General features: G+C 39.4%; 7 protein-coding genes. 6 read left to right on the top strand and 1 reads right to left on the bottom strand.

Features of this window, described 5'->3' with window-relative positions:
• The first annotated feature begins 245 nt into the window (after positions 1–245).
• Positions 246–1,118 (top strand): helix-turn-helix transcriptional regulator, encoded by an 873-nt coding sequence (locus tag QT327_RS09055; protein WP_168204554.1) that lies wholly within the window; start codon positions 246–248, stop codon positions 1,116–1,118.
• A 102-nt stretch (positions 1,119–1,220) separates the two neighbouring features.
• Here the strand turns inward: QT327_RS09055 and QT327_RS09050 are convergent, their stop codons facing one another.
• Complete coding sequence (locus QT327_RS09050) at positions 1,221–5,345, bottom strand: hybrid sensor histidine kinase/response regulator transcription factor (RefSeq protein ID WP_289552649.1); 4,125 nt, start codon at positions 5,343–5,345, stop codon at positions 1,221–1,223.
• A 267-nt stretch (positions 5,346–5,612) separates the two neighbouring features.
• On the opposite strand from QT327_RS09050, the gene QT327_RS09045 reads away from it, so the two are divergent.
• From QT327_RS09045 to QT327_RS09025, 5 genes are all read left to right on the top strand, one after another.
• Positions 5,613–6,842 (top strand): glycoside hydrolase family 5 protein, encoded by a 1,230-nt coding sequence (locus QT327_RS09045; protein WP_130857162.1) that lies wholly within the window; start codon positions 5,613–5,615, stop codon positions 6,840–6,842.
• A gap of 284 nt (positions 6,843–7,126) precedes the next feature.
• A complete protein-coding gene (locus tag QT327_RS09040) occupies positions 7,127–10,315 on the top strand; it encodes a SusC/RagA family TonB-linked outer membrane protein (protein WP_149105515.1) in 3,189 nt (1,062 codons plus the stop codon).
• 89 nt (positions 10,316–10,404) lie between these two features.
• Entirely contained in the window at positions 10,405–11,994 is a 1,590-nt protein-coding gene (locus tag QT327_RS09035; RefSeq protein WP_289552647.1) for a RagB/SusD family nutrient uptake outer membrane protein, read from the top strand.
• 11 nt (positions 11,995–12,005) lie between these two features.
• On the top strand, positions 12,006–13,457 hold the full coding sequence (locus QT327_RS09030) for a glycan-binding surface protein (protein WP_289552646.1): 1,452 nt from the start codon (positions 12,006–12,008) through the stop codon (positions 13,455–13,457).
• Between the two features lie 257 nt (positions 13,458–13,714).
• Positions 13,715–14,740: a sialate O-acetylesterase gene (locus QT327_RS09025; protein WP_289552645.1), complete on the top strand. Its 1,026-nt coding sequence runs from the start codon at positions 13,715–13,717 to the stop codon at positions 14,738–14,740.
• Positions 14,741–14,784 lie beyond the last annotated feature (44 nt).

The raw sequence follows: 14,784 nt of genomic DNA, 5'->3' as shown, positions 1-14,784 counted from the left end.
TTTATTGGTATGAAGGTGAATGTTAAAAATTTGTTTCGATGGTTTTACAATATGGTGTCACAATGCTTTTCAAAGTTAAGGATATCGAGGCTATCCACAATGTCTATTATCGACAAATTATTTCACTTTATCGATTTTTGCTTTACGTTAAGCTTTGCCCTAGTTCCCATATTTTATCCTTTATTCATATTGGAAGCTGTACTTTATCGACTTTTCTTATTATATTTAGAAAACATAAGGATCGTATGGATGAAAAGAAGATTAAACGAGAATTTATCTTATTGAATGTCGGGCGGGCCGTCCATCATGCGGATTGGAACTGGAAAAATATACATAGTCCTTTTACCCGTATTCATTTCATCGAAAGCGGGTCAGCCAAAATCGTACGTGAAGATCATTCATATACACTAAAAGAAGGACATTTGTACCTAACACCACCTCATACCAAACATAGTTATAGCTGCACCGGTAAGCTGTCACTTTATTACATTCACATCTATGAAACTTTAGGTAAACAGCTGAGTATTTTCGACATCCTCGATTTTCCTGTCGAAATCAAAGCTGATGAGTTAATTATTTTCCTTATCAAACGTTTAGCAGCTATCAATCCCAAGCTTGAACTACAAGCTTATGATCCGAAAGATTATGATAATTCGCCAACGTTGATAAAGAATATTAGCCAACAAACGCATACACCCCCTGCCTTAGAGATGGAAACCGAAGGCATCTTAAAACAAATCCTATCACGCTTTTTAACAGGGGCCGCCGATAGGAACTTAGATCTGGACGAACGCATTTTGAAAGCTATTCACTACATTCATAGTAACATGGATAAACCAATAAAAATCGAGGAGCTTGCACAGGCCTCCTGTTTAACGACAGATCACTTTATTCGCCTTTTCAGAAAACAAATGCATTGTACTCCTAGAAAATATATTAATCAAAAAAAAATAGAACAAGCACAACTGATGCTGCTGGTGAAGCACATTAGCATTAAAGAACTTGCTTATCAACTGGGCTTTGAAAACATATCCTATTTTAACCGCCTCTTCAAAAAAATAGCGGGTGAAAACCCGGGAAAAATGCAACATAATAGATCCCCCTTACGGTTAAAATAAGCGTTAAATGGTGTGCTATTGAAAAGATAATTGTAGGCTATAATCTAGTAATCTAACGGTACGGAGCGGTATCAAAACCTCTATTTTGTATTTCCGTTATGGTCAATCGCCATGCAACTTCGAGACATTCTTTTTATACTCATTGGGTGTAACACCAAATTCATCCTTAAAATATTTTCTAAAATATTTGGCTTCATTAAATCCTACCAAAAGGGAAATTTCGCTTACATATAGCTGGCTTTTTGCGAGTAAATCTGCGGCTCGTTTTAAGCGAATAAATCGAATAAATTCGGATGGGGTCTTATCGGTCAATGCCACTATCTTTTTATAGAAATTAACCCTACTCATTCCCATTTCTTTGCATAAATCCTCCACTAAAAAGTTGGGATTTCCTATATTCTCTTCCGCTATAGATACAGCCTTCTTTACGAATTTCTCATCCATTGAGACAATTTCGATTTTGCCAGGGGATATATCAACCTTTGCTTTGAACCTGCTTTGCAATAGTTTTTGCTTCTCAATAATCTTTACGATCTTCAGTTTAAGAATCTCAATGTTGAATGGTTTAGAAATATAGTCGTCTGCTCCCGCTTCAATGCCGGAATATCTGTTTTCGTCGGATGATTTTGCGGTAAGCAATATAACGGGGATGTGTGAAGTACGCATATCCTCTTTTATTTTTTTGCAAAACTCATATCCGTCCATTTTCGGCATCATTAGGTCACATAGAATCATTTCAGGCCATTGATCAAGCACTATACCATAGCCTTCTTCCCCATCGTTAGCTGTAACAATACGATAATCGTTACAAAACAGACCGGTTAAGAAGCTACAGAAATCCTGATTATCGTCAATAATCAAAAGTAATGGCAAGCCGTTATTTTGTGGCAATTTATTCAAATCAGCCATAGCATCCAAGGATGTTTCATTTTTTACGCTTCCGGGATAGATGACATCTTGGTTTTTCAAGATGTCCAATGTGGTATTTGTCATAGGAATTAATACCGTAAATACGGACCCTTTTCCTACAACGCTTTCAACATATATTTCACCGTCATGAAGCTTTACGAATTCGCTAACGAGATGCAATCCTACTCCCGTACCCGGAATACCATGTACCTCAGCACTCTCGATACGAAAAAAACGCTCAAAAATTTTACCGAGATATTCCGGTTTGATGCCCGTCCCAGTATCTGACACCTGAAAGCAGAGCTGCTTTTCTATCGCTTTATTACTAACTTTTTCGGAAAGAAAAATGCTGACATCGATATGTCCTTCACGTGTATATTTAAACGCATTGGAAATTAGGTTTACAATGATCATATACATTTTTTCCCTATCAAACTGCATCGACAAATCTTTCTGAAAAGTTGTAAAGGTGAGTTTAATAGATTTTTCGGCAGCCAGTGGAGAAAAAGACGCGCAAATATCTTTAGCAAATTCTATAATATTTCCTTTAGATAAATTCAAGGCCAATTGATTTTGATCAAGCTTTCTAAAATCAAGTATTTCATTTACCATATCTAAAAGCCTTCGCGCATTCTTATACATCATGTTTAATGTCGACTTTTCATCTGGACTTATAGGAGACGTTAGGAGCTTTTCCAACGGGCTGATTATTAATGAAAGCGGTGTTTTAAACTCATGGCTAATGTTTGTAAAAAATTTAAGTTTCAGTTGATCGACCTCATGTAATTTTTCTGCTTCCAACAGCCTTTGTGCGTGCTCGAATTTTTCTTTTTGCTTGTTCAGCTTATGTTTTATGAATAATGTAATTAAAAGGCCGGCGGTAGCGACATAAATAGTCCACGCCCACCAGGAAAACCAAAAGGGCGGTCTAACAATGATCTTTAGGATTATTGGTTTTTCTGACCAAATATTGTCTTCGTTACCTGCGTATACTTTAAGCTTATAGGTACCTGCATTGAGATTGGAGTATGACGCTACGCCAACACCATTCGTTATCTCTCTCCATTGCTTTTCTAAGCCCTCCAACATGTATTTATATTTATTTTTTTCAGGATGGATAAAGCTGAGGCCGGAGAACTGAACAGTGAAATTGGTTTCATCATGTTTAAGAATGATCTCATCTAGATCGACTATTGATTTATTAATAATGATGCGCCCGTTATAATTCACATGGGGCTTGATCACTTGACCGGCTATTAAAAGATCCGTGAATCTAGGTGTAGGAACAAAATTGTTTACCGGGATATCTTGTGGGTTAAATGCTATATAGCCCTGGGTAGTACCCATGTAAATTATGCCCTTCTTATCTTTAAAGACAGCACTGGGATTAAAACTAGAGCTTGGCAACCCATCATTGATGTCAAAAGAAATAATAGCTGGTTTAAGCTCCGGCATTTTACGGTTGAAATAGATACGATTCAGTCCATTACTTGTTCCGGCCCAAATATTTCCATCACCATCTTCCACCAAGGATCGCACATCGTTGCTTGACAAACCATTGTTAGTGGTTATGCGATGAAACGTCTTTACCTTGGGATCATAAATGTTAATTCCATTTTTAGTTGCCGTCCATATCAACCCCTCGGAATCAGTCATTAATTGAGGTACAGGCGTTCTCGAAACCGAGTCTTGAAGCTTAGAATCGGCAAAAAAAGGAACAATTTCATTTTTCTTGTAAATCCGATAGATGCCTATGTCTGAACAGAAGTAAATCTTTTTAGAAGCGTCGGTAAAAGTTGACAGGATGAAATCTGAACGTAGTGGGCTATTCTCCCTATTATAATGTGTGAACACCTTTCGCTCAGGATTCAAACGATTGATTCCCCCGCCAAGTGTAGCTATCCATAAATTATGATCATGGTCTTCCGCTATACCATACACACTTTGGTTGGATAAAGAATTGGGATTGTTTTTATCAAATCGGTATTGTTTAAAACCTCGATTCTTATATGCGTTTAAGCCGCCTAAAAATGTACCAATCCAAATTGTTCTTTGACTGTCCTCGAAAATCGAGGTGATAATGTCAGACGATATACTTTGTTCATCGTTCGAGTTGGCACGAAAACGTTGCATACTTCCGGATTGTTCGTTATATTTTATCAAGCCTTTACCATTGGTACCAACCCATAAATTGTCTTGCTGATCTTTATAAAGGCTGCTACAATCAAAAACTTCCGCATTTCGAATAAATAGGTAATATAAAGGCGATTTCCAAAATTTAAACATGCTGGGATGATAGTAAGACACACCATTTTTGTAGGTGCCTGCCCATACGATACCGTCATTATCACAATAAAGACTGATAATCGAATTTTGACTCAGCGAATATTTATTATAAACATTATTTTCAACGATACGGATTGTCTTACGTTTTTTATCATAAATATTTATCCCCCCATGATCAGTGCCTATCCAAATCATACCCTTCGAGTCTTGTATAATACATCTTGTGAAGCTATGAGAGAGTGCAGGGTTGGTGTCCACGCCTAATAATGTCCAATTATTTTGTTTCAAATTGAAGAATAGGGCTCCTTTATCATTAATTCCAGGGTATACCCAAATGTCTTTATCTGCGTCTATGAAAATATTTTTGGGTATGATAGAACTTTTTAACTTTTCTTTTATATAGGTATTTCGGATCTCAACTGCCGCCGTCTTTGTGTTGACCCGCTCTAAGACACCATCCCTGTGCAATACCCACATAAAATAATCTTGAATTTTCATATCAGTAATGGGAGATGGAACAAGATCTTTTGCATAGGGTGATTGTTTAAAAAGCGATATCTTCTTTGCTCCTACGTCATATTTGTAAATTCCTTTTCCGAAGTAGGCTACATAAAAATTTTTGTCTTTATCCACTTGTACGGAAATAGGATATGGAGGTAATCCCATCTTGTTTAAAACAGAATCGATATTGCTCGTAAATGATTCCGTACGCCAATTATAGAATAGGAAAGTGTTTCCCTGTAGCCATAAATTGCCATTGGCGTCTTCGACAATCTTTCTCAGATTCTCATATAGATAGCTATTAGTGCCGTTTACATCACTATTAAACGTCTTAAATGCGATACCGTCAAAGCGATTTAAACCGGTACTTGTGCCGAACCAAACGAAGCCTCTACTATCTTTAAATATACTAAGCACTTCGTTACCAGACAGCCCATTTCTGTTATCAAAGTGAGCGAACTCATAAGGTTGAGCATAGGTGAGTACAAATCCAAATAAAAATATTATTAAAAAAAATGTCGGTTTCCTCATCGGTTAGCTGATTCGGTAAATAGCGTACGCAAAATAAACAAATAGTATCAAGTAAATCGGCAGCTAATCATTTTATCCTGTAATTAGAAACATATGATCCCCTTGCAGAGAAATACTGATCCCCTATTGCATACATTTCATCATCTGCTCGTGGTTATCTCCCACTATTTTTGTTTCAAAGGAGCCTTGATGGTTTTAAAGCGATTGCTATACACAGTATCGTGAAGCTCCCAATTATAAACATTCTTTAATCTAATTTCTTAACTTATGAAGAGAAAAATTCTATGCGGAATTATTCCGGTATTCTTAATGCTTTCTTGCGCCAAAATTCATGAAACCGCTTCTCCAAGCAATAAAGCGGCGATAGGATCTAAACTTGCGTCAACGCGTCAGCAGCAAATACCGCCAGATATGAGCGGAATGAGTAGTAATGCCTTTCAACTAGTTTCCAAGATGCATGTGGGATGGAATCTCGGTAATACATTGGAAGCGATTGGCGGAGAAACCTATTGGGGAAATCCACTCACTACGGAAGCCATGATTAGGGCCGTTAAAAGTGCGGGAATTAACGCTGTCCGCCTTCCCTGTTCCTGGAATCAATACTTAGAGGATCAAACAACTTATAAAATAAAAGAAAGTTGGTTAGCGCGTGTAAAGGAGGTAGTCGATTATTGTGTAAACAACGATATGTATGCCATATTAAACATCCATTGGGATGAGGGATGGTTAGAAAAAAATTGTACGCCCGAAATGCAAGAATCGGTCAATAAAAAACAAAAAGCCTTATGGGAGCAGATTGCCGTTTATTTCCGTGATTATGATGAGCATTTACTATTTGCAAGCAGTAACGAGCCCGATGTAAAAAACAGTCAAGAGATGGCCGTCCTTCATTCCTATTATCAAACATTTGTTGACGCGGTACGCAATAGCGGAGGCCGAAATACCTATAGAAATTTAATTGTCCAAGGCCCTGCCACAAACATTGATTTATCGGACGAACTGATGACTTTGCCACATGATCCAACAGGAGCAGGTAGAATGATCATGGAAGTACATTATTATGCTCCTTATAATTTCTGTCTGATGCCGAAGGATGAAGATTGGGGTAAAATGTTCTATTTCTGGGGCGAGGAATTTAAAAATTACGCGGTGGGTGAGTATGAGGGCCGTTGGGCAAACTGGGGCGGAGAAGATTATGTACGCGAACAATTCAGTAAAATGAAGCGCAGATTTACCGATCAGGGCATCCCGGGAATTGTTGGCGAATTTTGTTCTGTTAGAAGGACCTTTAGCGATCCGACTATCCAGAAAGCGCACGATGAATCCAGAAACCGTTTTCATGCGTGCGTGGCTCAAGAGGCGAAAAATGCCGGATTTACACCGTTCTTGTGGGATGTAGGGGGAGTTTTAGATCGTCGCAACAATATGGCGGTAATTGATCCGTATATCTTCTATGGTTTGATGTGGGGTGCCAATATGGGTAAATATCCATTTTAACATCCATTAAATGTTAAAATTTATCAGCGCCCAAGGAAAAACCTTGGGCGTTATGCGCTTAAAGGACTTTAGAAAATTGATTAATAGTACACGCTTATTGTACTGAACCCGATTTGAAAATTTGGCATCCAACCAGTGTATGCAAGAGCTGATAAAATTTAAAATTAACATTTCCGCATCATATCTATAACATTCTATACCCTTCTGTATTTGATCCTGTATTTAACTTTACCGACCCAACTTGGGTAACAATAAAACCAAAACTGTTATAAACTTAATTAACCATGAACTTAAACAAATTACCTGAAAAAGGTCTTTTGCCTGTAATCAGGCATTGGAAACAGACGATCCTGTATCTGTTTTTTTATTTGAGCCTAACGCCCCTGTTAGCGCAAAATACAAACAACCTGCGTGTCACAGGAATTGTAACCAATCGAAGCAATGGAGCGAAACTTGCTGGTGTATCCGTGCTTGTTAAGGGTACTACTAATAGTGCACGTTCCGATGAAAATGGCAAATATGCTATTGAAATCACTCAAGGTAAAACATTGGTATTTTCTTATTTAGGTTATGTTACACAAGAATTAGTGGTAACGAACCCTGTTCTTGATGTGTCTTTAGAAGAGAACACACAAGCATTAAGTGAGGTTGTTGTTGTCGGATACGGAACGATGAAACGTAGCGATCTCACTGGATCTGTGATTACCGTTACTGCCGACGATATAAGCAAATCCGTCAATACTTCCTTAGACCAGGCCTTGCAGGGAAGAGTTGCCGGAGTTGCCGTTACACAAAATTCGGGTGCTCCGGGCGGAGGTATATCGGTAAGCATTCGCGGAACAAACTCATTTAGTGGCAATGAACCCTTATACGTCATTGATGGTGTGCTTATTGATGGTAACACGCGCGACAATTCCAGCGCATTATCTTCAATTAACCCCGCAGATATCATGTCAATGGAAATTCTCAAAGACGCTTCAGCTACAGCCATTTATGGAACAAGGGCTGCAAACGGTGTTGTGATGATAACGACCAAACGCGGGCAAGCAGGAAAAACAAAAGTTGCTTATGAAGGATACCTGGGATTACAACAATTACCAAAGACCTTAGACGTATTAAACTTAAGGGAATACGCCACCTATCAGAATTTGCGCAGCAGCGTCATCGGATTTGGCGAAAGGGAAGAGTTCATGGATCCCTCTCTTTTGGGAGAAGGGACGAATTGGCAAAAAGAAATTTTCCGTACTTCACTGATGCACAACCATCAATTAAGCACTAGCGGTGGCACAGAAAATAATCGCTTTGCTATTACCGGAGGATACTTCAATCAAGAAGGTATTGCATTAGGATCAAATTTCACACGCTATTCGCTAAGGATGAACTTCGACTCCAAGATAAACAAATGGTTGAGCACCGGCGTGAGTGCCTATACTGCTCGACTTGAAAATGTAAATACGATTGACAACTGGGGAATTATATCATTGGCTATTAGACAACTACCTGAAGTACCTGCCAGAAATCCGGACGGGAGTTGGGGTTCGCAACAAGAGAACATGTATGGAACTTATTTTGCAAATCCGGTAGAAGAAGCCCTTACACGAGAAAACTACACGAAGGGTACACAGACCAATATAAGCGCTTTTGCTGATATTACCCCATTGAAAGATTTAGTTCTTAGAATAGAAGGAAATACCAGCTTCAATTACAATAATTCCTATCAATTTACACCTTCATATGACTATGGGACTTTTAAGCAGCAATCTTCAGGTTCCCGGTCTGCTAGTAACTCGTCCTTTACCAACCTCAAAACCTATTTAACCTACTCGAAAAATTTCAATGACTGGCATAACCTTTCAATAATGGCGGGGCATGAAACACAAGAGAACAGATGGGAGTCGCTATCCGGGAGCCGCGTCAATTACTTTCTAAACTCTGTGCATGAGTTAGACGCGGGGGATGCAAAAACGGCTAGAAATAGCAGTTCGCGATCGTCTGGAGCCATTGAATCCTATTTTGGAAGGTTAAACTACGGATTCCGCGATCGTTACTTAGTAACAGCTACCGTCCGTAGAGACGGATCCGATAAATTTGGCCGGAACAACCGATGGGGAACTTTTCCTTCTCTAGCCGCTGCTTGGAAAATGAAAAATGAATCATTTTTAAAGAATGCCAATGCGGTTGATAACTTAAAATTAAGGCTCGGTTGGGGTTTAGTGGGAAATCAAGCGGCAAGCGCCTATGCCTATGGTGTAACGATGGCGACTGCGGCGTCTATATGGGGAACGGGTTTTTATCCGGGAAACTTTGCTAATCCTGACTTAAAATGGGAAAAAACTAACGCTTATAACATCGGTTTAGATCTTAATCTTTTCAAAAACAGGATCGAATTCATTGCCGATGGTTATTTGAAGAAGATCGATAACTTACTTATGCAAGCAGTTCTTCCCGATTACATCAGCGGGCTGATTGCTGCCCCTTGGGTGAATGCAGGATCAATGACCAACAAGGGGTTGGAATTTACGTTGAATACCATCAATATCAATAAAAAAGGCTTCTTCTGGAAATCGGGGCTTAACTTCTCACTGAATAGAAATAAAGTAACCGATTTATATACGGAAACTGCGACCATATTGGGAAAGATTGGTGCTGAAACTTTTACCTATACCAAGGTGGGTGGCCCTGTTGGTCAGTTTTATGGCTACAAGGTAATCGGCATGTTTCAGGACGAAAGCGATTTTTATAAGAAAGATCAATACAACAATTTTGTGTTAGATGAAAGTGGCAACAGAATACCTATCGCACTCCCTAAAGACAAAAACATCGATGTAAACGGTATTTGGGTAGGCGACTTCATCTTCGAAGACCTGAACGGAGATGGGAAGATTGATGAGCAAGACCGCGATTTTATTGGAAACCCCCAGCCTAAATTTTTATTCGGCGTCAATAATTACTTCTCTTATAAAGGGTTTGATCTAAACATCTTTATTAACGGTGTATTTGGAAATAAAATATACAATCAACTTCGTAAAGATTTCACCAATCCAATGAATAATTCGGGCATGCTGAAAGAAACGACGGGCATAGCGATTATTGAACGAATAAATCCGGACGGATCTGATCAGGATATCGCAAATGTCAGAATTGCAAATCCAGATGCTACGATACAACGCATAACAGTGAGTGACGCAAATGACAACAGTCGCATGAGTGATCGTTTTGTTGAGGATGGTTCCTATCTACGAATTAGAAATGTCTCTTTGGGTTATACAATACCGAATAAACTACTATCTAAGTTACAGGTTGAAAATCTAAGAGTATACATGAATATCCAAAACCTATACACTTTTACCAAGTATAAAGGATATGATCCGGAAATCGGATCGTATAACCAAAGTGTATTACTCAGTGGTATTGATTATGCACGTTACCCCGCTCAAAGAATTTACACATTTGGATTGAACCTAACCTTCTAGCAAATACACTTAGTATCACAAAATCGAGCGACGTAATAATAGGATAATTATTTATACCGAATACTCGTCAGTCATAAAAAAATAAAGAGATGAAAAGATTATATGTACTTACAACGTTTATGTCAGCGCTGTTAATTGTCTCATGCAGTAAAAGCTTTCTTGATCGGGAACCGGAAGGTTCTTACGTTGACGCAACTTTTTACACATCGCCTGAAGCCCTCAAAGCTGCAACCGCCCCTTTATACAATCGGGCCTGGTTTGATTATAATAAACGGCCTGCCGTTGCTATTGGCAGCCTACGGGCAAACGATGCTTATAACCCTTGGATGAATCCTTCCTATACGTTGTTTACTGTAACATCCTTAGATGATGGGCTGTCCGACTCGTGGAAATCTTTCTACGGAGTCATTACAATGGCCAATGCAACCATCGAAGCCATTAACAATAAGGCCAAGAATGTCACGGACGCTCAAAAAAATCTAGCAATAGCAGAAGCTCGTCTGATGAGAGGTATCTCTTATTTCTATTTACTTCGTACTTGGGGGCCGGTTATTCTGATTGAAAGCAATGAAGAAGTGATCAAGAACCCCTTATTGCCCCGCCATCGTGAAGAGGATGTCTTCCAATTTATCATTAATGACCTCTCATATGCCGTGGAGAACCTGCCACCGACATGGGATAAAGGGCGTGCGAACAGCTGGGGAGCTAAAGGAATGTTAGCAAAAGTATACTTAGCCCGTTCCGGTTGGAAAAAAGGAGGAACACGAGACGAAGCAGATCTGGCAAAGGCACGCGAATACGCAGGTGATGTATGCATGAATAGCGGGTTGGTCTTGTATCCGAAATATGAAGATTTGTTTAAATACAAACACAATAACAATCCCGAATCATTAATTGCTATGCAATGGGTACCATTAGGAGACTGGGGCGTATGTAATACGCTCTTGGCCGATTTAGCCTTTTCATCAGATGTAACCGGGGGCGTAAATGTTTGGGGAGGGGGATTAAATGGAACCATTGATATGTTGAAATTATACGAACGTTCTGATTCTTTGCGGAGAAATGCCACCTATTTCACACAGTACGCTCATTATCCATACATAAGTATCGACAAGGGGGGCTACACCTACACGGGAACAGGATCGTCTATTAAGAAAGGTGTCGTGGGAGGTCCTAATGACGATAATGATGGATATGTTCAATCGATGAACTCCCCTCTTAACACATATATACTGCGCTTAGCAGATGTATACTTAACGTTTGCCGAGGCAAGTCTCGGCAATAATAATAGCCTGGACGGCGGGGAGGGTTTAACATACTTCAACAAAGTACGCGAGCGCGCTAAAATCGGACGAAAGACTGCAATTACGTTGGACGATATCATAACCGAAAGACGCATTGAATTCGCGATGGAATATAACAATTGGTACGACATGGTGAGCTGGTATTGTTATAAACCGGAAAAAATGCTGAAATATTTTAACAATCAGCAACGAGGGTGGACCACGACTTCTATAACAAAGGATGAAGACGGGAACCTTGTTTTTGAAGAACCAACACCCCCTGCTACTCCGGTAGTCGTTACCAAAGATAATATTTTCTTTCCCTACCCGGAGAATGATCTGATACAGAACCCACGATTAAAAGAAGAACCTCAACCTTATACCTTTAACGAATAAAATGCTAAAAGATGAAAACGTTCAATTTTTTCCATCAACATATATTACTATGGATCGCTTTGATTGGGATAGCGGCATTTATAGCTTGCAGTAAAAAAGACGCCCCAGGTGGAACGCCTGAAATTTATAGCGTAAGGCTTACTGATCCAACAAAAGCAGACAGCACATTTACGGGCGCTTTCCCGGGAAAAATGATCGCCGTTATCGGAAACAACTTGGGAGGTATACAAAAGATATATATTAATGACCAAGAAGTTAGTTTCAATACTAACTATTGTACCGCTACCAGTGCAATCTTTACCATTCCTGGCGATTTAATATTGACAGGCACCAATCCGGAACTTTCCAATGAAATCCGTATCGAAACCAATCGGGGTGTAGCTAAGTATGCGTTTCATATATATTCACCGGCACCCGAAATTCATCGCATAACGTTGAAATATCCGGCAACACCTGGCGAAAATTTAAAAATTTTCGGAGCTAATTTTTATGAAATACAGAAAGTAGTTTTCGAAAGTACAACGGGAACCAGTGTTGGGGTATTGGATTACACCGTTAGCAACGATTACGATATCATTGATTTGGCCATACCGCCAGGAGTGCAGGATGGCCGCTTAGTGGTATATTGTTATACCGACTCGGTGAGTATTCCGTTTTCAACCAATGTTGTTCCCCCGACGATTAAAACATTTAGCAGTGATATGCCCATCATAGGCGATCTCGCTTATATTACAGGGGATTACTTCATTGATGTAACAAGTCTCAATATCAATGGTGAATTTACAATACCGGCATCTGATCTCCTAGTTTCAAATAGTAATGATACACTATATTTCCGATTACCTAAAGCACCTAGCAAAGGAGGTGTCGTTACGATAACAGCTGCTGGAGGAAATTCGAATTCACCCAAAGCATTTTATCCCGTTGAAAATGTGGTGCTCAACTGGGACAATATAGGTGCGTATAGCTGGGGCGACAATAATGAAGCGGTAGTTGCCGACGGGTCTAAGATCCCCTACGTTTCAACCGGGACCTGCTACCGAATATTCGGTAAGCCCGGCGCTTGGCAATATTGGTGGGGCAACCTTTCCAATGATGCCGTATATCCAACAACCAATATCATACCTGCCAACACACCCATAGAGAATCTTGTCCTTCGTTTTGAATGTTATATGAGTGAATCTTTAGCTCCCGCCTCATTCGAAATTCAATTGAAAGGTAACGGGGATCAGATGGTAGTAGATTACCTACCCAGAGATAAAAATTCAAACAAAGCAGTAACGGGTAAATGGATAACCTGTGATATCGCTTTATCAAAATTCACAGCAGCAACAGACTATGCGGGTTTTGCGGCAATTGCAAATACCGGCCTCGGCATTTTCACCAAAAATAAGTCGGACAATGCCGATGTAAATGTTGATGTGTACTTTGATAATTTTAGAATTGTTGATATCACCAAATAAAAATTAGTTGATCACCTTTAAATAAAATGCTTTAGACTCAAGAAGAAATTATGAAACAACCGCTAATAGACGTATTTATATTGTGCACTTTATATGCCTGTAGTCAGGAAGTTCCCTCAAAAATGTCGTTATCCGAAATGGATAACGACAGAAACCACGAAATACGTCTTCGAATAGAAAAAATTAAACGAAGTCAAAGTTTGACGGATTGATTACACCATCGAGTTAAAAGTAAAACAAACTAAAAGTAAAAACACATGTCTAAGAAACACAGCCTCATTTTTTGTTACTTATTTTTTTTATTATCCGTTCTTAAAGCAGAAATCAGACTACCGGCCATATTTTCAGAAAATATGGTGTTGCAAAGAGATGTTCCTATAAAAATTTGGGGATGGGCCGACAATAACGAGGAGATAGAAGTTCATTTTATCAATCAGGTTAAAAAGGTGAAAGCCAATAAAAGAGGCGAATGGTCTCTTCAACTTGACCCCATGCCTTATGGTGGCCCCTATTTAATGCATATCAAAGGGCGAGATAGTAATATCACCCTCAAGAATATACTTATTGGAGAGGTATGGCTTGCATCAGGGCAATCTAACATGGAATGGACGGTAAAAGATGTTAAAGATGCACCAACGGAAATACGTAAAGCCGATTATCCACAAATACGTGCTTTCAATGTTGAAAAGGCCCTAAGTCCGGAACCGAAATCAGACTTGAATGGTATGTGGCAGAGCTGTTCTCCTGCCACAGTTGGCAATTTTTCAGCCGTCGCTTATTTTTTTGCCCGTAAATTATATGTTGAACTTGGTATTCCTGTCGGCATTATCAATTCCTCATGGGGAGGAACGGATATAGAAACCTGGACCAGTTCGAGTGCTTTCAACGTATTACCTGAACATTTTAAAGAACGCTATGGAGATTTTAGAACCCGTAACCTGGAAGAATTCACAAAGGAGAATAAAAAAAAGAAAACCGCCTATTATCAAGCATTGAACAAAGAAACAGGAACAACAGAAAAATGGGAGACCCAGCCTGTCGATTTATCTTCCTGGAAAATGATGCGGGTTCCGCAGTTATGGGAAGAGGTTCTAGGAGAAGTTGATGGGGTGATCTGGTTCAAATATAATATCAAACTCTCTAAAGAAGTGATCAAGAAACAGGCAAGCATTCATCTCGGTACAATCGACGATGCTGACATTACCTGGTTAATGGTGTTCAAATCGGCGCTACCAATGGACATGCAATTAACAGAGATTACGTTATTCCTGAAAACACATTAAAAGAAGGCATAAATACAGTCACGGTAAGGATAACTGATAACTAT

This window comes from Olivibacter sp. 47 (assembly GCF_030372825.1).
In the GTDB taxonomy this organism is placed as follows: Bacteria; Bacteroidota; Bacteroidia; order Sphingobacteriales; family Sphingobacteriaceae; genus Olivibacter; species Olivibacter oleidegradans.
Note: the sequence above shows the minus strand (reverse complement) of the source record. Positions and strands in the feature narration are given on the sequence as shown.

Coding starts and splice junctions, on each gene's coding strand:
- QT327_RS09025 (WP_289552645.1), top strand. CDS start 13,715: ATGTCTAAGAAACACAGCCTCATTTTTTGTTACTTATTTTTTTTATTA.
- QT327_RS09055 (WP_168204554.1), top strand. CDS start 246: ATGGATGAAAAGAAGATTAAACGAGAATTTATCTTATTGAATGTCGGG.
- QT327_RS09040 (WP_149105515.1), top strand. CDS start 7,127: ATGAACTTAAACAAATTACCTGAAAAAGGTCTTTTGCCTGTAATCAGG.
- QT327_RS09035 (WP_289552647.1), top strand. CDS start 10,405: ATGAAAAGATTATATGTACTTACAACGTTTATGTCAGCGCTGTTAATT.
- QT327_RS09050 (WP_289552649.1), bottom strand. CDS start 5,345: ATGAGGAAACCGACATTTTTTTTAATAATATTTTTATTTGGATTTGTA.
- QT327_RS09030 (WP_289552646.1), top strand. CDS start 12,006: ATGAAAACGTTCAATTTTTTCCATCAACATATATTACTATGGATCGCT.
- QT327_RS09045 (WP_130857162.1), top strand. CDS start 5,613: ATGAAGAGAAAAATTCTATGCGGAATTATTCCGGTATTCTTAATGCTT.